The organism is Roseateles sp. P4_D2 (genome assembly GCF_056401875.1).
Window position 1 is genome coordinate 339535 of sequence record NZ_JBFUIM010000003.1, and the last position, 19708, is coordinate 359242.

Below are 19708 nucleotides of genomic sequence, written 5' to 3' on the forward strand. Positions count from 1 at the left end.
AGCGATGAAAGCCATCGCGATCACCCGCCCCGGCGGGCCCGAGGTGCTGGAGCTGGCCGAACGGCCGGATCCAGTCGCGGGCTCGGGCGAGTGCCTGATCCGCGTCGCAGCTTCGGGCATCAACCGCCCGGATGTGCTGCAACGCAAGGGCGCCTACCCGCCGCCGCCGGGTGCGAGCGATCTGCCGGGGTTGGAAGTTGCGGGCGAGATCGTCGCTGGTGACTCCGAGGCTCTGGCGGCGCATGGCTTCAAGTTGGGCGACAAGGTCTGCGCGCTGGTCAATGGCGGCGGCTATGCCGAGCTGTGCACGGCGCCGATCGGGCAATGCCTGCCGGTGCCCAAGGGTTGGACGCTGGCTCAGGCCGCGACGCTGCCCGAGACCTGCTTTACCGTCTGGGCCAATGTGTTCGACCGCGCTGCATTGCAGCCGGGCGAGACGCTGTTGATCCACGGCGGCAGCAGCGGCATCGGCGTGACCGCCATCCAGATCGCCAAGGCGCTGGGTGCCCGGGTGCTGGTGACGGTCGGCAGCGCCGAGAAGGCCGAGGCTTGCAAGGCGCTGGGTGCTGACGTCGTGATCAACTACCGCGAGCAGGATTTCGTCGTTGAAGCCAAGGCCGCCACCGGTGGCCGCGGTGTCGACGTGATCCTGGACATGGTGGCCGGCGACTACATCGGCCGTGGCGTTCAGGCGCTGGCCGAGGATGGTCGCCTGGCGTTGATCGCTGTGCAGGGCGGCGTGAAGTCGGAGATCGATGCCGGCCTCGTGCTGCGCAAGCGCTTGACGATCACCGGTTCGACACTGCGCCCGCGCTCGGCAGCGTTCAAGGCGGGCCTTGCGCGATCACTGCGCGACAAGGTCTGGCCGCTGATCGAGGCCGGTCGCATCAAGCCCGTCATTGACCGCGAGTTGCCCGCGGCCCAGGCGGCCGAGGCGCACACGCGCATGGAATCCAACCAGCACATCGGCAAGATCGTGCTGACCTGGTCAAGGAGTGAGCCGTGAGAAGAAAACTCGTCGTTGGCAATTGGAAGATGCACGGCAGCCGCGCTGCCAACGCCCAACTGCTGGCCGGCCTCAAGGAGGCAGGCCCCTGGAACGCTGACGTCGCCGTCTGCGTGCCCACCCTCTATATCGCCGAGACGGCGCTCGCGTTGACCGGCACGGCCATCACCTACGGCGCGCAGGACTGCTCCTCGCACGAGCAGGGCGCCTACACCGGTGAGGTCTCGTCGGCCATGCTGGCGGACGTCGGCTGCCGCTACGCCATCGTCGGCCATTCGGAGCGCCGCGCTTATCACGCGGAAAGCGACCAACTGGTCGCCGACAAGGCCAAGGCCGCGCTGGCCCATGGCGTGACACCCATCGTCTGCGTCGGCGAAACGCGTGCTGAGCGCGAAGCCGGCCAGACCGAAGCCGTCGTCAAGCGGCAACTCGCCGCCGTCATCCACACGCTGGGCCATTGCTGCGGCGAAATGGTCGTTGCCTATGAGCCCGTCTGGGCCATCGGCACCGGCCTGACCGCCTCGCCCGCCGAGGCGCAAGCCGTGCATGCGGTGCTGCGCGCGCAGTTGCACGCCGCGACGGACAAGTCCGGTGTCATGCGCATCCTTTACGGCGGCAGCGTCAAGGCTGACAACGCGGCCGAGTTGTTCTCGCAGCCCGATATCGACGGCGGCCTGATTGGCGGCGCGTCGTTGAAGGTGGCGGATTTCGCCGCCATCTGCCTGGCGGCGACGCACTGAAATGAAGCTGCCCCTCGCCCAGTCTTGCGGCGCTGAACGCGCGCCAACCTGGTCGGTCCCCCGCGGGGACGAGGCCGCCTGCGGCATTGAGCCGCAAGCGGCCTCAGGCGGGCCGGCTCGGGAGCGGCCCAGCGCTCGGCCCGGAAATAGGTGAAGTATCCCGGCGCCTGTCGCATGGAGCGGCGGCGTCATCAAGTTTTGATGGAGTGTTTGGAATGCAGTTCTTTGCGAATCTGGTGTTGATCGTTCAGTTGCTCTCGGCCCTGGTGATCATCGGTCTGGTGCTTGTGCAGCACGGCAAGGGCGCCGACATGGGCGCGTCCTTCGGCAGCGGTGCCTCGGGCAGCCTGTTCGGTGCCACCGGCAGTGCCAACTTCCTGTCGCGCAGCACGGCCGTCGCCGCCACGCTGTTCTTTGGTTGCACGCTGGGCCTGGCCTTCCTGTCCAACGGCCGCACAGCCGCACCGACTGCCGACAGCGTGCTGGACCGCGCCGCCGTCATCGCCCCCGCCGCGTCGGGCGCTGCCGCCATCCCTGGTGCCGTCGTTGCGCCTGCTGCAACGGCCTCGGCTGCTGCGTCTGCCGCAACCAACTGAAGTCCGACTAAAAACCTCGCTTCCTCACCGGGAGACCCCTAATTCCCGGTATAGAATTCGAGGCTGTCTGGCACGCAAACCCTCACTAGCTGCCAGGCATGTTTGAGTACCTGCCGTCGTGGTGAAATTGGTAGACACGCTATCTTGAGGGGGTAGTGGCGAAAGCTGTGCGAGTTCGAGTCTCGCCGACGGCACCAGAACATCGGCTAGGATTCCCGCGGCACTGATGCGGGAGTCAGCCATAGCGGCCTGTCGCCAAAGTCGCTCAGCCTCAGGCTGGGTTGATTGAGGCTAGGTTCAAGGCGGGCGCGATCCGCGAGCGAGACTTTGGTTTTGCTGGTGACGCGCCCGTTTGCTTTTGTGGCTCGCGTATGCGGGCCACGTTGACGAAGACGTTTAGTCGACCCGAGAAAGCCCAGATGAATCTCGATCAATACCTGCCCGTCATCCTCTTCATTTTGGTCGGCGCAGTGGTCGGGATTGCACCCCAGGTGCTCGGCGCGCTGCTCGGCCCCAATCGGCCCGACGCGGCCAAGAACTCCCCCTACGAATGCGGCTTTGAGGCCTTTGAAGACGCGCGCATGAAATTCGATGTGCGCTACTACCTCGTCGCCATTCTGTTCATTCTTTTCGACCTGGAAATTGCCTTCCTGTTCCCTTGGGCCGTGGCGCTCAAGGAGATCGGTGCGACGGGCTTCTGGGCCATGATGATCTTCCTCGGCATTCTGGTCGTCGGCTTTGCCTACGAGTGGAAAAAAGGCGCCCTCGATTGGGAATAAACGTCCGCCGACACAAGCTGGGAATTCCAAATGGGTATTGAAGGCGTCTTGAAAGAGGGCTTTGTCACCACGTCGGTCGACAAGCTCATCAACTGGTCCAAGACCGGCTCACTCTGGCCGATGACATTCGGTTTGGCCTGCTGTGCCGTCGAGATGATGCACGCGGGTGCCGCGCGCTACGACATCGACCGCTTCGGCATGCTGTTTCGCCCGAGCCCGCGCCAGTCCGACTTGATGATCGTGGCCGGCACGCTGTGCAACAAGATGGCGCCGGCCCTGCGCAAGGTCTACGACCAGATGGCCGAGCCGCGCTGGGTGCTGTCGATGGGCTCCTGCGCCAATGGCGGCGGCTATTACCACTACAGCTATTCCGTCGTGCGCGGCTGCGACCGCATCGTGCCGGTGGACGTCTACGTGCCCGGCTGCCCGCCGACGGCCGAGGCGCTGCTCTACGGCATCCTGCAACTGCAGGCCAAGATCCGCCGCGAAAACACCATTGCACGCTGAGCGCCAAGGTATGAGCCTGAATCTCGAAACCCTGGCCCAGCAAGTTGGCGCCGTCCTCGGTGAGCGCGTCGTTGCGCTGAAGAACGCCCTGGGCGAACTGACGCTGACCGTGCGCGCGGCCGACTACCTCGAGGTCGCGACGACGCTGCGTGACCACCCCGAGCTGAAGTTTGAGCAGTTGATCGACCTCTGCGGCGTCGACTACAGCAGCTTCGGCGATGGTGCCTACGAAGGCGCCCGCTACGCCGCAGTCAGCCACCTGCTGTCGATCAGCAAGAACTGGCGCCTGCGCCTGAAGGTCTTCGCCACCGACGACGACTTCCCCTGCGTGGCCTCGGTCACCGGCGTGTGGAGTTCGGCCAACTGGTTTGAGCGCGAAGCCTTCGACATGTATGGCGTCATCTTCGACGGCCACGACGACCTGCGCCGCATCCTGACGGACTACGGCTTCATCGGCCACCCGATGCGCAAGGACTTCCCGGTGTCGGGTCATGTCGAGATGCGCTACGACGCCGAGCAGAAGCGAGTCATCTACCAGCCGGTGACCATCGAGCCGCGTGAGATCACGCCTCGCATCATTCGCGAAGACAAGTACGGCGGGCTCTGAACACCATGGCCGAAATCAAGAACTACACCCTCAACTTCGGTCCGCAGCATCCGGCCGCGCACGGCGTGCTGCGTCTGGTGCTGGAGCTGGACGGCGAAGTCATCCAGCGTGCCGACCCCCACATCGGCCTGCTGCACCGCGCGACCGAGAAACTTGCCGAGAGCAAGACCTACATCCAGTCGCTGCCCTACATGGACCGCCTCGACTATGTGTCGATGATGGCGAATGAGCAGGCCTACTGCCTGGCCATTGAAAAGATGATGGGCATCGAGGTGCCGATCCGCGCGCAATACATCCGCGTGATGTTCGCGGAGATCACGCGGCTGCTGAATCACCTGATGTGGCTGGGCGCGCACGGCTTGGACTGCGGTGCGATGAATGTGCTCATCTACTGCTTCCGCGAGCGCGAAGACCTGTTCGACATGTACGAGGCGGTCTCGGGCGCACGCATGCACGCGGCCTACTTTCGGCCGGGTGGCGTCTACCGCGACCTGCCGGACACGATGCCGAAGCACCAGGCCAGCAAGATCCGCAATGCCAAGGCCATCGACAGGCTCAACGAGAACCGCCAAGGCTCGCTGCTGGACTTCATCGACGACTTCACCGCGCGCTTCCCGAAGAACGTCGACGACTACGAAACGCTGCTGACCGACAACCGAATCTGGAAGCAGCGCACGGTCGGCATCGGCGTCGTCTCGCCCGAGCGCGCGCTGAACCTGGGCTTCACCGGCCCCATGCTGCGCGGCTCCGGCATCGCCTGGGACTTGCGCAAGAAGCAGCCCTACGACGTCTACGACCGTCTGGACTTCGACATCCCCATCGGCACCAACGGCGACACCTACGACCGCTACGTCGTGCGCGTGGAAGAGATGCGCCAGTCCAACCGCATCATCCAGCAGTGCTCGGCCTGGCTCCGTGCCAACCCCGGGCCGGTCATCACCGACAACCACAAGGTGGCGCCGCCTTCGCGCGTGGACATGAAGTCCAACATGGAAGAGCTGATCCACCACTTCAAGCTCTTCACCGAAGGCTTCCACGTGCCCGAGGGCGAGGCCTATGCGGCCGTCGAGCACCCCAAAGGCGAGTTCGGCATCTACATGGTCAGCGACGGTGCCAACAAACCCTACCGCCTGAAGATCCGCCCGCCTGGTTTTGCCCACTTGGCAGCGCTGGACGAGATGGGACGCGGCCACATGATTGCCGACGCCGTCGCCATCATCGGCACCATGGACATCGTGTTCGGCGAGATTGATCGATGAGCTACCAACTCTCTGACGCCACCCGCGCGCGCTTCGACCGCGAGGTCGCCAAGTACCCCTACGAGCTGCGCCAGTCCGCCGTCATGGCCTGCCTGGCCATCGTGCAGCAGGAGGAGGGCTACGTGTCCCGCGCCGCGGAAGATGTGATCGCCGCCCACCTCGGCATGCCGACCATTGCGGTCTACGAGGTGACGACCTTCTACAACATGTTCAACCAGCGTCCGGCGGGCAAGTTCAAGCTGAACGTCTGCGCCAACCTGCCTTGCCAGTTGCGTGACGGCCAGAAGGCGCTGGACCACCTGTGCAGCAAGCTCGGCATCGAGCAGGGCGGCACGACGGCCGACGGCCTGTTCACCGTGCAGAAGAGCGAGTGCCTGGGCGCCTGCGCCGACTCGCCGGTGATGCTGGTGAATGACCGCCAGATGTTGAGCTTCATGACGACCGAGCGCCTGGATGAGCTCGTCGACGTGCTGCGGTCTGAAGCAGCCAAGGCCTGAGGACGACGATGCTGGACCTTTCCAAATTCCAAGCCACCGGCGCCGAGACCTGTTTCCACGGCCGCCACATCGCTCCGCAGATCTACGCGGACCTGGACGGCAAGAACTGGTCAATCAAGGACTATGAAGCCCGCGGTGGCTATGCAGCCCTGCGCAAGATCCTCGGCAAGGACGGTGGCGAAGGCCTGACAGCCGATCAAGTCATTGCCGAAGTGAAGACCTCGGCCCTGCGCGGCCGTGGCGGCGCAGGCTTCCCGACCGGCCTGAAGTGGAGCTTCATGCCCCGACAGTTCCCGGGCCAGAAATACCTCGTCTGCAATTCCGACGAAGGCGAGCCGGGCACCTGCAAGGACCGCGACCTGCTGATGTTCAACCCGCATCAGGTCATCGAGGGCATGGCCATCGCCGCCTACGCGATGGGCATCAAGGTCGGCTACAACTACATCCACGGCGAGATCTTCGAGGTCTACGAGCGCTTCGAAGCGGCCCTGGAAGAAGCCCGCGCCGCGGGTTACCTCGGCGACAAGATCATGGGCTCGGACTACAGCTTCCAGCTGCACGGCCACCATGGCTTCGGCGCCTATATCTGCGGCGAGGAAACCGCGCTGCTGGAGTCGCTGGAAGGCAAGAAGGGCCAGCCGCGCTTCAAGCCGCCGTTCCCGGCCAGCTTCGGCCTGTACGGCAAGCCCACCACCATCAACAACACCGAGACCTTCGCGGCGGTGCCCTGGATCATCCGCAACGGCGGCCAGGCCTACCTGGAGATCGGCAAGCCCAACAACGGCGGTACCAAGCTGTTCTCGGTGTCGGGTGACGTCGAGAAGCCTGGCAACTTCGAGGTTCCGTTGGGCACGTCCTTCGAGAAGCTGCTCGAGCTCGCCGGTGGCGTGCGCAAGGGCCGCAAGCTCAAGGCCGTCATTCCCGGCGGTTCGTCCGCGCCGGTGCTGCCGGCCGACGTGATGATGCAATGCACGATGGACTATGACTCCATCGCCAAGGCCGGCTCCATGCTGGGCTCGGGCGCCGTCATCGTCCTCGACGACTCGCGCTGCATGGTGCAGAGCCTGTTGCGCCTGTCCTACTTCTACGCCCACGAGTCCTGCGGCCAGTGCACGCCCTGCCGCGAAGGCACGGGCTGGATGCACCGCGTGCTGGAGCGCATCTACCACGGCGAGGGCAGGGCAGAGGACATCGACCTGCTGAACTCGGTGGCCGACAACATCCAGGGCCGCACGATCTGCGCGCTGGGCGACGCTGCCGCGATGCCTGTGCGCGCCATGATCAAGCACTTCAAGCACGAGTTCGTGCACCTAATTGAACACAAGAAGCCCCTGGTGGCTCCGACCTGAGCGCCTAGAGAAACACCACCATGGTTGAAATCGAACTCGACGGTCAGAAGGTCTCGGTCCTGGAAGGCAGCATGGTCATGCATGCCGCCGAGAAGGCCGGCACCTACATCCCGCACTTCTGCTATCACAAGAAGCTCAGCATCGCGGCCAACTGCCGCATGTGCCTGGTGGACGTGGAGAAGGCGCCCAAGCCCATGCCGGCCTGCGCGACGCCCGTCACGCAGGGCATGATCGTTCGCACCAAGAGCGACAAGGCGATCAAGGCCCAGCAGGGCGTCATGGAATTCCTGCTGATCAACCATCCGCTGGATTGCCCCATCTGCGACCAGGGCGGCGAGTGCCAGCTGCAGGATCTGGCCGTCGGCTACGGTGCTGGCAAGAGCCGCTACACCGAAGAGAAGCGCGTCGTCTTCCACAAGAACGTCGGCCCGCTGATCTCGATGGAAGAGATGAGCCGCTGCATCCACTGCACCCGCTGCGTGCGCTTCGGCCAGGAGATCGCCGGCCAGATGGAGCTGGGCATGGCCCACCGCGGCGAGCACAGCGAGATCCAGACCTTCGTCGGCCGCACGGTGGACTCCGAGCTGTCGGGCAACATGATCGACATCTGCCCGGTCGGTGCGCTCACGAGCAAGCCGTTCCGCTACAGCGCCCGCACCTGGGAACTGTCGCGCCGCAAGAGCGTCAGCCCACACGATTCGACCGGTGCCAACCTGATCGTCCAGGTCAAGAACCATCAGGTCCTGCGCGTCGTTCCGCTCGAGAACGAAGACGTCAACGAATGCTGGATCGCCGACCGCGACCGCTTCAGCTATGAAGCGCTGAACAGCGACCAGCGCCTGACCGCGCCCATGATCAAGCAGGGCGGTGCCTGGAAGCAGGTCGACTGGACGACGGCGCTGGAATACATCGCCAACGGCCTCAAGACCATCAAGGCCGACCATGGCGCGGCCGCCATCGGCGCGCTGGGCTCGGCCCACAGCACGGTGGAAGAGCTGCACCTGCTCGCACAGCTTGTGCGCGGCCTGGGCAGCGACAACATCGACCACCGCCTGCGCCACAGCGACTTCGGCAATGTCGCGTCAGCCGGCCAGGCGCACTGGCTGGGCACCAGCATCGCCAGCCTGTCCGAGCTCGACCGCGCCCTCGTCGTCGGCTCCAACCTGCGCAAGGACCACCCGCTGTTCGCCGCCCGCCTGCGCCACGCCGCGCGCCGTGGTGCCGCCGTGCATCGTGTCGGCCTGAGCAGCGATGACTGGCTGATGCCGCTCGCCGGCTCGACCTCCGTCGCGCCCTCGGGCTGGGTGCAAGCCCTGGCCGATGTGGCCGCCGCGATTGGTGCTGGTGCCCCGCTGGCCGGCACGGCCACCGACGAAGCCAAGGCCATCGCCGCCAGCCTGCAGTCCGGTAAAGCCAAGGCCATCCTGCTGGGCAACGCTGCCGCCGAGCACTCGCAAGCCGCCAGCCTGCTGGCGCTGGCGCAGTGGATTGGCCAGCAGACCGGCGCGAGCGTCGGCTACCTGACCGCCGCCGCCAACACGGTTGGCGCGCAGCTCGTGAAGGCCCAGCCGCAGATCGACGGCCTGAATGCCGGCCAGATGCTGAACGGCACCTCGCTGAAGGCCGCACTGCTGCTGAACACCGACCCGGTGCTGGACTCCGCCAATGCCGCCGCCGCCGCCAAGGCGCTGGACGCGGCCGAGATGGTCGTCGTGCTGAGCCCGTTCAAGAGCGGTCTCGAATACGCCGACGTGCTGCTGCCCATCGCCCCGTTCACCGAGACCTCCGGCAGCTTCGTCAACGCCGAGGGCCGACTGCAGAGCTTCGTCGGCGTCGTGCGCCCGCTGGCCGAGACGCGTCCGGCCTGGAAGGTGCTGCGTGTGCTGGGCAATCTGCTGGGCCTGCCGGGCTTCGACCAGGACAGCTCCGAGCAGGTGCGCGAACAAGCCCTGGGTGGCGACATCGCCGCCCGTCTCAGCAACGCCACCACCTCTGCGCCGCAAGCCGCGGTCAAGGCTGAGGGCGTCGAGCGCTTCGGCAATCTGCCCATCTACGCGACCGATGCGCTGGTGCGCAACTCGACCTCGCTGCAGCTGACCACCGACGGCCGTGAAGCCGCCACGGTCGGCCTGCCCAGCAGCCTGTGGCAACTGCTTGGCTTGGCTGAGGGCGATCAGGTCCGCGTCGTGCAGGACGGCGGTGCCGCCCAACTGCCCGCACGCCTTGAAGCCGGCCTGCCGCAAGGCGTGGCCCGCGTGCCCGCTGGCCTGGCACAAACCGCCGCGTTGGGTGCTGCCTTCGGCACGCTCAACATCAGCAAGGTCTGAGGGAGCTGACAAGAATGATCGACACCCTCTACCAGAACGGCGCCTCGCTGCTGGGGGCCCTGTGGCCCCTGGTGTGGAGCCTGATGAAGATCATCGCGGTCGTTGCACCGCTGATGATCTGCGTCGCCTACCTGACGCTGTGGGAGCGCAAGGCCATCGGCTGGTCGCAGATCCGCCCGGGCCCGAACCGCGTCGGCCCCTACGGCCTGCTGACGCCCATCGCCGATGCGGTCAAGCTGATCTTCAAGGAGATCATCAAGCCCGCAGCCGCGAGCAAGGGCCTGTTCTTCCTCGGCCCCGTCATGACCATCATGCCGGCGCTGGCCGCCTGGGCCGTCGTGCCCTTCGGCCCGGATGCCGCCGCCGCCAACGTCAATGCCGGCCTGCTGTACTTGATGGCCATCACCTCGCTCGAGGTCTACGGCGTCATCATTGCCGGTTGGGCTTCGAACTCGAAGTACGCCTTCCTCGGCGCGCTGCGCGCCTCGGCGCAGATGGTCTCCTACGAGATCGCGATGGGCTTTGCGCTGGTCGTCGTGCTGATGGTGACCGGCAGCCTGAACATGACCGAGGTCGTGCAGGTGCAGGAACGCGGTTGGTTTGCATCCCACGGCGTGCCGCTGCTGTCGTGGAACTGGCTGCCGCTGTTCCCGATCTTCATCGTCTACTTCATCTCGGGCCTGGCCGAAACCAACCGCCATCCGTTCGACGTCGTCGAAGGCGAATCGGAAATCGTTGCCGGCCACATGATCGAGTACTCGGGCATGTCGTTCGCGATGTTCTTCCTGGCCGAGTACGCCAACATGATCCTGGTGTCGGCCCTGGCCGTCCTCATGTTCCTGGGCGGCTGGAGCGCGCCGATCTCCTGGAGCCTGTTCGGCATGGAAACGCCGACCTTCATCCAGCACACGATGGCGTTCTGGAATTGGGCCTGGCTGTTCGGCAAGACCTTCTTCGTCGTCACGACGTTCCTGTGGGTGCGCGCCACGTTCCCGCGCTTCCGCTACGACCAGATCATGCGTCTGGGCTGGAAGATCTTCATTCCCATCACGCTGATCTGGCTGGTCGTTGTCGGTGCCTGGATGCAGACACCGTTCAACATCTGGAAGTGAGGCGGCGCCCATGACTGCAATCACGAATTTCGCGAAGACCTTCTTCCTCTGGGAACTGCTCAAGGGGATGAAGCTCACCGGGAGGCATTTCCTCTCGCGCAACATCACCATCCAGTTCCCGGAAGAGAAGACGCCTCTCTCCCCGCGTTTCCGCGGCCTGCACGCGCTGCGCCGCTACGAGAACGGTGAAGAGCGCTGCATCGCCTGCAAGCTCTGCGAGGCCGTCTGCCCGGCGATGGCCATCACCATCGAGAGCGACGTGCGCGCCGACGGCAGCCGCCGCACGACGCGCTACGACATCGACCTGACCAAGTGCATCTTCTGCGGCTTCTGCGAGGAAAGCTGCCCGGTGGACTCCATCGTCGAGACCAGCATCTTCGAATACCACGGCGAAAAGCGCGGCGACCTGTACTTCACCAAGGACATGCTGCTGGCCGTCGGTGACAAGTACGAAGCCGAAATCGCGGCCCAAAAGGAGGCTGATGCCAAGTACCGCTGATCGCTGACCGGCCTTGCGGCCGCAGCGGTCCAGCCTAGCTGGCCTGGATACGTATGGACATCACGACCATCCTCTTCTACGTCTTCTCCGGCATCCTGCTGGTGAGTTCGTTCCGCGTCATCACGGCGCGCAGCACCGTGCATGCGGCGCTGTTCCTGATCCTGTCCTTCTTCACGGCGTCCTGCATCTGGATGCTGCTGAAGGCCGAGTTCCTGGCGATTGCGCTGGTGCTCGTCTACATCGGTGCCGTCATGGTGCTGTTCTTGTTCGTCGTCATGATGCTGGACCTGAACACCGACAGCCTGCGTGAGGGCTTCTGGAAGCATCTGCCGCTGGCGGCCGTTGTCGGCGCGCTGATCGCCTTCGAGATGGGCATCGTGCTGATGGGCGGCTTCCAACTGTCTGACGTGCCGGTGGCCACCGCCGAGCAGCTGAAGATGGGTAATACCAAGCTGCTCGGCATCGAGATCTACACCGCTTACCTGTACCCGCTGCAGATCGCTGCCGTGCTGCTGCTCGTGGCCATCGTTGCGGCTATCGCGCTGACGCTGCGCCGGCGCAAGGACTCGCGTGCCATGGACGCATCCGAACAGGTCAAGGTCACCAAGGCCCAGCGCCTGAAGATCGTCAAGATGGCGCCCACCGTCGCCACGCCGCCGGCCTCGCCCGCCGCACCCACCGAAGGAGGCCAGGCATGACCGCCATTACTGGACTGAGCGGCTTGACCCTGGGCCACTTCCTGACGCTGGGCGCGATGCTGTTCGCGCTGTCGGTGATCGGCATCTTCCTGAACCGCAAGAACCTGATCGTGCTGCTGATGGCCATCGAGCTGATGCTGCTGGCGGTCAACATGAACTTCGTCGCCTTCTCGCACTACCTGGGCGACATGGGCGGCCAGGTCTTCGTGTTCTTCATCCTGACCGTCGCGGCGGCCGAGTCGGCCATCGGCCTGGCCATCCTGGTCGTGCTGTTCCGCAACCGAGCCAGCATCAACGTCGAAGAGCTCGACGCGCTGAAGGGTTGAGAAAAAGATGTCTGCACAACTCTCCCAGAACCTGCTGCTGACGGTGCCGATGGCGCCGCTCGTGGGCGCCATCGTCGCCGGCTTCTTCGGCAAGACGGTGGGCCGCCGCGGCTCGCACATGGTCACCATCCTCGGCGTGCTGATCGCCTTCATCCTGTCGGCCATGACGCTGTACAGCGTGGCCGTCGACGGCGCGCGCTTCAACGCCACCATCTACGAATGGATGAACCTCGGCGCGCTGAAGATGGAAGTCGGCTTCCTCATCGACGGCCTGACGGCCATGATGATGGTGGTCGTGACCTTCGTGTCGCTGATGGTGCACATCTACACCATCGGCTACATGGAAGAGGACGACGGCTACCAGCGCTTCTTCTCCTACATCTCGCTGTTCACCTTCAGCATGCTGATGCTCGTCATGAGCAACAACATGCTGCAGCTGTTCTTCGGCTGGGAAGCGGTGGGCCTGGTGTCGTATCTGCTGATCGGCTTCTGGTACAAGAAACCGACGGCCATCTTCGCCAACATGAAGGCTTTCCTGGTGAACCGGGTCGGCGACTTCGGCTTCATCCTGGGCATCGGCCTGCTGGTGGCCTTCGGGGGTTCGCTGAACTACGCCGAGACCTTCGCCAAGTCCGAGATCCTGTCGCAGATGATCTTCCCCGGCACCGATTGGTCGCTGATGACGGTCACCTGCATCTGCCTCTTCATCGGTGCGATGGGCAAGTCGGCGCAGTTCCCGCTGCACGTCTGGCTGCCGGACTCGATGGAAGGTCCGACGCCCATCTCCGCGCTGATCCACGCCGCGACCATGGTGACGGCCGGCATCTTCATGGTGGCGCGCATGTCGCCGCTGTTCGAGCTGAGCGACACGGCGCTGAACTTCGTCATGGTGATCGGCGCGATCACGGCGCTGTTCATGGGGTTCCTCGGCATCATCCAGAACGACATCAAGCGCGTCGTGGCGTACTCGACGCTGTCCCAGCTGGGTTACATGACCGTCGCCCTGGGCGCCTCGGCCTACTCGGTGGCCGTCTTCCACCTGATGACGCACGCCTTCTTCAAGGCGCTGCTGTTCCTGGGCGCGGGCTCCGTCATCATCGGCATGCACCATGATCAGGACATCCGCAACATGGGCGGCCTGCGCAAGTACATGCCCATCACCTGGATCACGTCGCTGCTGGGTTCGCTCGCGCTGATCGGCACGCCGCTGTTCTCGGGCTTCTACTCCAAGGACTCGATCATTGAGGCCGTGCACGCCAGCCATCTGCCGGGCGCGCACTTCGCCTACTTCGCCGTCATCGTCGGCGTGTTCGTGACGGCCTTCTATTCGTTCCGGATGTATTTCCTCGTCTTCCATGGCAAGGAGAACTTCCATCACAAGCCCTTCCCGCCGGAAGATGACGAGCAGCACGGTCATGACGACCACGGCGACCACCACGCCCACGTGCCGCACGAGTCGCCCTGGGTTGTCACCGCGCCGCTGGTGCTGCTGGCCATCCCGTCGGTCGTCATCGGCTTCATGACCATCCAGCCGATGCTGTTCGGCGACTTCTTCAAGGACGCCATCTTCGTCAACCTGCACGCCCACCCGGCGATGGAGGAACTGGCCGAGGAGTTCCATGGCGCCGCCGCAATGGCCCTGCACGGCTTGACCTCGCTGCCGTTCTGGCTCGCGCTGGCCGGTGTCGTGACGGCCTACGTGTTCTACATGGTCGCCCCGAGCATTCCGGCCACGCTGGCCAAGGTGCTGCGCCCGCTGATCATCGTCCTGGAGAACAAGTACTTCATGGACTGGATCAACGAGAACATCCTCGCCCGCGCCGCACGCCTCATCGGCATGGGCCTGTGGAAGGGTGGCGATGCCGGGCTGATCGACGGACTCATCATCAATGGCTCGGCGCGTGGCGTCGGTGGCATCGCGGGCCTGGTGCGCCGACTGCAGAGCGGCTACCTGTACTGGTACGCCCTCGTCATGATCCTTGGCGTCACCGGCCTGATGACCTGGCAGCTCTGGCCCTATATCAAGCCCCAGTTCAGCGCCCTGTTCGGGTTCTGAGCGAGAGGCGGAGAACAAGAATGTTGCTGAGTCTTGCGATTTTTCTGCCCATCGTCTGCGGCGCCTTGCTGCTGGCGCTCGGGCGCGACGAGCAGGCGCACGCCGTGCGCTGGCTGGCCCTGGTCGCTGCCGTGGCGAGCTTTCTCGCCACCATCCCGCTGATCACCGGCTTTGACACATCGACGGCTGCCATGCAGTTCGTCGAGAACCAACCCTGGATCGACCGCTTCAACATCAGCTACCACCTGGGCGTGGACGGCATCTCGATGTGGTTCGTGCCGCTGACGGCCTTCATCACCATCATCGTGGTGATCTCGGCCTGGGAGGTCATCGAGACCCGCGTCAACCAGTACATGGGCGCCTTCCTGATCCTGTCGGGCCTGATGGTGGGCGTGTTCAGCGCGCTGGACGGCATGCTGTTCTACGTCTTCTTCGAGGCCACACTGATCCCGATGTACATCATCATCGGCGTCTGGGGCGGCCCGAACCGCGTCTATGCGGCTTTCAAGTTCTTCCTCTACACGCTGGCCGGCTCGCTCTTGATGCTGATCGCGCTGCTCTACCTGTACTCCCAGGTTCCCGGCGGCAGCTTCGACATCCAGACCTGGCACAAGTTGCCGCTGACCGGTGGCGCCCAGACCTGGCTGTTCTTCGCCTTCCTGGCCGCCTTCTCGGTCAAGGTGCCGATGTGGCCGGTGCACACCTGGCTGCCCGACGCCCACGTCGAGGCACCCACGGGCGGCTCCGTCGTGCTGGCCGCCATCATGCTGAAGCTGGGCTGCTACGGCTTCCTGCGCTTCTCGCTGCCGATCGCGCCGGACGCGGCTCGCCACTGGTCCTGGCTGATCATCGCGCTGTCGCTGATCGCCGTCGTCTACATCGGCCTGGTGGCCCTGGTGCAGAAGGACATGAAGAAGTTGGTGGCCTACTCGTCCATTGCCCACATGGGCTTCGTGACGCTGGGCTTCTTCATCTTCAACGAACTGGGCGTCTCCGGCGGCCTGGTACAGATGATCTCGCACGGCTTCGTGTCGGGCGCCATGTTCCTGTGCATCGGCGTGCTCTACGACCGCGTGCATTCGCGTGAGATCGCTTCCTATGGTGGTGTCGTCAACACCATGCCCAAGTTCGCTGCCTTTGCCGTCTTCTTCGGCATGGCCAACTGCGGCCTGCCCGCCACGGCCGGCTTCGTCGGCGAGTGGATGGTCATCCTCGGCACCGTCAAGGCCAACTTCTGGCTGGGCGGCATCGCCGCGACGGCCCTGGTCTTTGGCGCGGCCTACACGCTGTGGATGATCAAGCGCGTCTACTTTGGCGATATTGCCAACGACGACGTGCGCGCGCTGACCGACATCAATACCCGCGAATTCCTCATGCTCGCTCTGCTGGCCGTGGCGACGCTGTACATGGGCCTCTATCCCAAGCCCTTCACCGACGTGATGCACAACTCGGTCACCGAGCTGCTCAGGCATGTCGCGCTCAGCAAGATCCCGGCCTGATTTCGAGCAGAGGCAAGAACAATGAACGACATGAACTGGCTCGCGATCTACCCCGAAATCCTGCTGCTGGCGATGGGCTGCGTGGTTGCCCTGGTGGACCTGTGGGTCACCGACGAGCAGCGCCGCCCGACCTACTGGCTGACCCAGCTGACCCTCATCGTCGTGGGTGGCCTGCACTTCAGCTACTTCAACGCCGGCCTGACCACCTATGCCATGCAGGACATGGTGGTCGCCGACCCCATGGGCCACCTGCTGGCCGGCTTCGCCTGCGTCGCGACGCTGATCACGCTGGTCTATGCGCGCCCCTATGCCGCTTTCCGCGAGATGCTCAAGGGCGAGCTCTTCATCCTCAGCCTGTTCGCGCTGCTGGGCATCAACGTGATGCTGTCGGCAAACAACTTCCTGGTCGTCTACCTCGGCCTGGAGCTGATGAGCCTGTCGCTGTACGCGCTGGTCGCGCTGCGCCGTGACCATGCGGTGTCCACCGAGGCAGCGATGAAGTACTTCGTCCTCGGCGCCCTCGCCAGCGGCTTCCTGCTGTACGGCCTGTCGATGATGTACGGCGCCACCGGTTCGCTGACCATCCCCGAAGTCTTTGGCGTCATCTCCCAGGGCATCCCGAACAAGAGCGTGCTGATCTTCGGCACCGTCTTCGTCGTGGCCGGCCTGGCCTTCAAGCTCGGCGCCGCGCCCTTCCATATGTGGGTGCCTGACGTCTACCAGGGCGCCCCGACGGCTGTCACGCTGCTGATCGGTGGCGCGCCCAAGCTGGCCGCATTCGCGATCACCGTGCGCCTGCTCGTCGAAGGCATGAGCGGCCTGGCGGTGGACTGGCAGCAGATGCTGGTCGTGCTGTCCGTCATGTCGCTGCTGATTGGCAACCTCGCCGCCATCGCCCAGAGCAATCTGAAGCGCATGCTGGCCTACTCGACCATCGCCAACATGGGCTTCATGCTGCTGGGCATGACTGCCGGCGTCGTCAACGACAGCACGACCTGGGGCACCAACGCCTACAGCTCGGCCATGTTCTACGTCGTCACCTATGTGCTGACGACCCTGGGTACCTTCGGCATGGTCATCTTGCTGTCGCGCCAGGGCCATGAGGCTGAGGAGATCAAGGACCTGGCGGGCCTGGGCAAGCGCAGCCCTTGGTTCGCCCTGGTCATGACGCTGTTCATGTTCTCGCTGGCCGGCGTGCCGCCCACCGTGGGTTTCTACGCCAAGCTGGCCGTGCTGCAGGCTCTGGTGGCCACGCAGATGCCGTTCTACCTGTGGCTGGCCGGCTTCGCCGTCGTCGTGTCGCTGGTTGGCGCCTTCTATTACCTGCGCATCGTCAAGGTCATGTTCTTCGACGCCCCGACCGATACGGCCCCGCTGGCTGCGCCGGCCGACGTGCGCTTCGTCATGACCCTCAACGGCGCCGCCGTGCTGGTCTTCGGCCTGCTGCCGGGTGGCCTGTTGGAGCTGTGCAAGGTCGCCATCCGCCAGGCCCTCGCCACCTGAACGCATCCATGGACCAGTCCGCCGCCGTCTGGCTGGTCCTCGCCGCGGCCGTCATCGCGGCCAACCTGCCTTACTTCAGCGAGAGGCTACTCCTCGTTGGCCCGCGCCAAGCGCCGAAAGCGGCCTGGTGGCGGCTGCTCGAACTGGTATTGATGGCCGCGCTGACCTTTGCCCTCGGCTCGGTGCTGGAGGCCCGCATCGGCCAGCGCCATGCGCAAGGCTGGGAGTTCTATGCCGCGGCGACCTGTCTCTTCATCACGCTGGGCTTTCCCGGCTTTGTCTGGAGATATCTGCGCCGTGGCCACCTCTGACAGCGAAGACCCCCATCTCGTCGAGCGCCTGCTCGAAAGCACACAGGTCTTCGCGGGCCACTTCCTCGACGTGCGCCGCGATCGTGTCGCGCTGCCGGACGGCACCGCCGCGCACCGCGAATACATCCGCCACCCCGGCGCCGTCATGGTCGTACCGCTGCTGGACGATGGCCGGTTGTTGATGGAGCGCCAATACCGCTACCCCATGGGCCGCGTGATGCTGGAGTTCCCGGCCGGCAAGCTCGACGCCGGCGAAGACCCGCTGGTCTGCGGTCGCCGCGAGCTGCTGGAGGAGACCGGCTACAGCGCCACCGAATGGGCCTATGCCGGTGTACTACACAACGCCATCGCCTACTCGGATGAAGGCATCCACATCTACTTCGCGCGTGGCCTGAACAAGGGCGAGCAGAAGTTGGACGAGGGCGAGTTTCTCGAGCTTGTCACACACACGGTCGACGATCTCGACCGCCTCGCCGCCCAAGGCGAGCTGACCGATGCCAAGACCCTGATCGGCCTGCTGTGGCTGCAGCGCTGGCAGCAGGGTGTCTGGGCGCTGGACTGGCTAAAGTAGCGCCTCTCGTCCAAGGCATACCTTGGCCGGTTCCAGGGAGACGGCGACGCATGCAGCGTCGAGCCGCATGCACATCGCCAGGCGGGCCGGCCAGGTGAACTGGAGTCGGACACAAGAAGTCCCTGCGGACTGCTTGTGCCTACGGAAGGCCATGGGCCTCCGGCCCACGGCAGGCCCGGCGCTCGGCCCGAAAGTTCTTCCGTTTCGTACATGACCTCTGGCGCCGTGTTGCCAGACCGTTAAGCTCCGGCGTTTGAGCCGTCCGACCTTTGCCCTTTCGAAGAAAGCTTGTCTCCATGACGCGTGCATCGCTGACCCTGACCGCATTGACATTGGCCCTGGCCCTTACCGCTTGCGGCAAGGGTGGCAAGCCCGATGAGGCCAAGGGCGCCGCGGCCAAGACGTCTGCGCCGCTGCTGCTCGCGCCCGAGGATCTGCGTCAGGTTGGCCAGAGCGGCCTGATCGGCGCGCCCGTCATCACGGGCGCCATCCAGCCGGCCCGCCGTGCCGACCTGCGTGCCGAAGTGGCCGCCGTCGTGCTGCAGGTGGCCAAGGACAACGGCGAACGTGTGCGCGCGGGTGATCTCATCATCCGACTGGACCCCACCTCCATCCGCGACGGCCTGACCTCGGCCGATGAGGCGCTGCGCGCCGCCCAACAGAGCTTCGAGCAGACCGAGCGCGTGCTGGCCCGCCAGCGCACGCTGAACCAGCAGGGCATGATTTCCATGCAAGGCCTGGAAGACGCCGAGGTGCGCCGCAACGCCGCCCAGAGCGAGTTGGCCGCAGCCAAGGCGCGCGCCGTCACGGCCCGCCAGCAGGTTTCGCGCACCGAGATCCGCGCGCCGTTCGATGGCGTCGTCAGCGAGCGAAAGATCTCCGTCGGCGACACCGTGCAGATCGGCCGCGAACTCATCAAGGTCATCGACCCGGCGTCGATGCGCTTCGAAGGCCAGGTCTCGGCCGATCGCCTGGGCGAGCTCAAGCTGGGCCAGCCGGTGTCCTTCCGCATCAACGGCTTTGGCGACGCGGAGTTCCGCGGCAAGCTGGCCCGCATCGATGCCGCTGCCAATGCGACGACGCGTCAGGTCGAGCTCATCGCTGAATTCAACGATCGCAGCAAGGCCCCTCAGGTCTCCGGCCTCTATGCCGAAGGCCGCGTCGAGAGCGCCGAGCGCAAGGCGCTGGTGCTGGCCGAGGGCTCGGTGCAGCGCCAGGGCGATAGCGCCTATGTCTGGAAGGTCGATGGCAATCAGCTCAAGAAGGTCAACGTGATCTTGGGCGAGCGTGACGACCGCCGCGGCGAGGTCGTCATCGCTTCAGGCCTGGCTTTGGGAGACCAGGTGCTGCGCGCACCCACCGGCAACCTGACCGATGGTGCGCCGCTGCAGCGCGTCACGGCCGGGGCCGGCGCGGCCTCAGCCGTCGCGGGCACGGCGTCACCCGTGCCTGCCGCCAGCAAGTAA

20 protein-coding genes and 1 tRNA gene are annotated in these 19708 nt (G+C 65.0%); all 21 read left to right on the forward strand.

What is annotated here, in order from left to right:
* The first annotated feature begins 4 nt into the window (after positions 1–4).
* The 21 genes from AC1DW0_RS07330 (at position 5) to AC1DW0_RS07430 (ending at position 19708) form a co-directional block, all read left to right on the forward strand.
* Complete coding sequence (locus AC1DW0_RS07330; RefSeq protein ID WP_457354088.1) at positions 5–1006, forward strand: NAD(P)H-quinone oxidoreductase; 1002 nt, start codon at positions 5–7, stop codon at positions 1004–1006.
* Complete coding sequence (gene tpiA / locus AC1DW0_RS07335; protein ID WP_056196912.1) at positions 1003–1746, forward strand: triose-phosphate isomerase; 744 nt, start codon at positions 1003–1005, stop codon at positions 1744–1746. Before AC1DW0_RS07330 ends, tpiA begins: the two co-directional genes overlap by 4 nt.
* A 215-nt stretch (positions 1747–1961) precedes the next feature.
* Positions 1962–2342, forward strand: a complete 381-nt coding sequence (gene secG, locus AC1DW0_RS07340; protein ID WP_056196914.1) for a preprotein translocase subunit SecG — start codon at positions 1962–1964, stop codon at positions 2340–2342.
* 112 nt (positions 2343–2454) lie between these two features.
* Positions 2455–2539: transfer RNA gene (locus AC1DW0_RS07345), tRNA-Leu, on the forward strand.
* Positions 2540–2761: 222 nt separating this feature from the next.
* Positions 2762–3121, forward strand: coding sequence for an NADH-quinone oxidoreductase subunit A (locus AC1DW0_RS07350; RefSeq protein WP_056196915.1), 360 nt, complete (start codon positions 2762–2764; stop codon positions 3119–3121).
* 30 nt (positions 3122–3151) lie between these two features.
* On the forward strand, positions 3152–3628 hold the full coding sequence (locus AC1DW0_RS07355; protein ID WP_046113908.1) for a NuoB/complex I 20 kDa subunit family protein: 477 nt from the start codon (positions 3152–3154) through the stop codon (positions 3626–3628).
* A gap of 10 nt (positions 3629–3638) precedes the next feature.
* Positions 3639–4235 carry an NADH-quinone oxidoreductase subunit C gene (locus tag AC1DW0_RS07360; protein ID WP_056196918.1) on the forward strand — a complete coding sequence of 199 codons (597 nt, stop codon included), beginning with the start codon at positions 3639–3641 and terminating at the stop codon, positions 4233–4235.
* Between the two features lie 5 nt (positions 4236–4240).
* Positions 4241–5494, forward strand: coding sequence for an NADH-quinone oxidoreductase subunit D (locus tag AC1DW0_RS07365; RefSeq protein ID WP_056196920.1), 1254 nt, complete (start codon positions 4241–4243; stop codon positions 5492–5494).
* Positions 5491–5991 (forward strand): NADH-quinone oxidoreductase subunit NuoE family protein, encoded by a 501-nt coding sequence (locus AC1DW0_RS07370; RefSeq protein WP_457325875.1) that lies wholly within the window; start codon positions 5491–5493, stop codon positions 5989–5991. The genes AC1DW0_RS07365 and AC1DW0_RS07370 overlap by 4 nt, the downstream gene beginning before the upstream one ends.
* 8 nt (positions 5992–5999) lie before the next feature.
* Positions 6000–7340, forward strand: coding sequence for an NADH-quinone oxidoreductase subunit NuoF (gene nuoF / locus AC1DW0_RS07375; protein ID WP_477945266.1), 1341 nt, complete (start codon positions 6000–6002; stop codon positions 7338–7340).
* Between the two features lie 20 nt (positions 7341–7360).
* Complete coding sequence (gene nuoG, locus AC1DW0_RS07380; protein WP_477945267.1) at positions 7361–9667, forward strand: NADH-quinone oxidoreductase subunit NuoG; 2307 nt, start codon at positions 7361–7363, stop codon at positions 9665–9667.
* Between the two features lie 14 nt (positions 9668–9681).
* Positions 9682–10779 (forward strand): NADH-quinone oxidoreductase subunit NuoH, encoded by a 1098-nt coding sequence (gene nuoH / locus AC1DW0_RS07385; protein ID WP_056196924.1) that lies wholly within the window; start codon positions 9682–9684, stop codon positions 10777–10779.
* Between the two features lie 10 nt (positions 10780–10789).
* Positions 10790–11278, forward strand: a complete 489-nt coding sequence (nuoI, locus tag AC1DW0_RS07390) for an NADH-quinone oxidoreductase subunit NuoI (RefSeq protein ID WP_056196926.1) — start codon at positions 10790–10792, stop codon at positions 11276–11278.
* Between the two features lie 53 nt (positions 11279–11331).
* Entirely contained in the window at positions 11332–11976 is a 645-nt protein-coding gene (locus AC1DW0_RS07395) for an NADH-quinone oxidoreductase subunit J (RefSeq protein WP_477945268.1), read from the forward strand.
* Positions 11973–12302 carry an NADH-quinone oxidoreductase subunit NuoK gene (gene nuoK / locus AC1DW0_RS07400; protein ID WP_056196929.1) on the forward strand — a complete coding sequence of 110 codons (330 nt, stop codon included), beginning with the start codon at positions 11973–11975 and terminating at the stop codon, positions 12300–12302. Before AC1DW0_RS07395 ends, nuoK begins: the two co-directional genes overlap by 4 nt.
* Before the next feature lie 7 nt (positions 12303–12309).
* On the forward strand, positions 12310–14358 hold the full coding sequence (nuoL, locus tag AC1DW0_RS07405) for an NADH-quinone oxidoreductase subunit L (RefSeq protein ID WP_477945269.1): 2049 nt from the start codon (positions 12310–12312) through the stop codon (positions 14356–14358).
* Positions 14359–14378: 20 nt separating this feature from the next.
* Positions 14379–15857, forward strand: a complete 1479-nt coding sequence (locus tag AC1DW0_RS07410; protein WP_056196933.1) for an NADH-quinone oxidoreductase subunit M — start codon at positions 14379–14381, stop codon at positions 15855–15857.
* A gap of 21 nt (positions 15858–15878) precedes the next feature.
* Positions 15879–17360, forward strand: coding sequence for an NADH-quinone oxidoreductase subunit NuoN (gene nuoN / locus AC1DW0_RS07415; protein ID WP_056196935.1), 1482 nt, complete (start codon positions 15879–15881; stop codon positions 17358–17360).
* Between the two features lie 8 nt (positions 17361–17368).
* Positions 17369–17671 carry a DUF2818 family protein gene (locus tag AC1DW0_RS07420; RefSeq protein ID WP_056196937.1) on the forward strand — a complete coding sequence of 101 codons (303 nt, stop codon included), beginning with the start codon at positions 17369–17371 and terminating at the stop codon, positions 17669–17671.
* The gene (locus AC1DW0_RS07425; RefSeq protein WP_477945270.1) at positions 17658–18242 is read left to right on the forward strand and encodes an NUDIX domain-containing protein; all 585 of its coding nucleotides are present in this window, start codon (positions 17658–17660) and stop codon (positions 18240–18242) included. The genes AC1DW0_RS07420 and AC1DW0_RS07425 overlap by 14 nt, the downstream gene beginning before the upstream one ends.
* A gap of 296 nt (positions 18243–18538) precedes the next feature.
* On the forward strand, positions 18539–19708 hold the full coding sequence (locus tag AC1DW0_RS07430) for an efflux RND transporter periplasmic adaptor subunit (RefSeq protein WP_056196940.1): 1170 nt from the start codon (positions 18539–18541) through the stop codon (positions 19706–19708).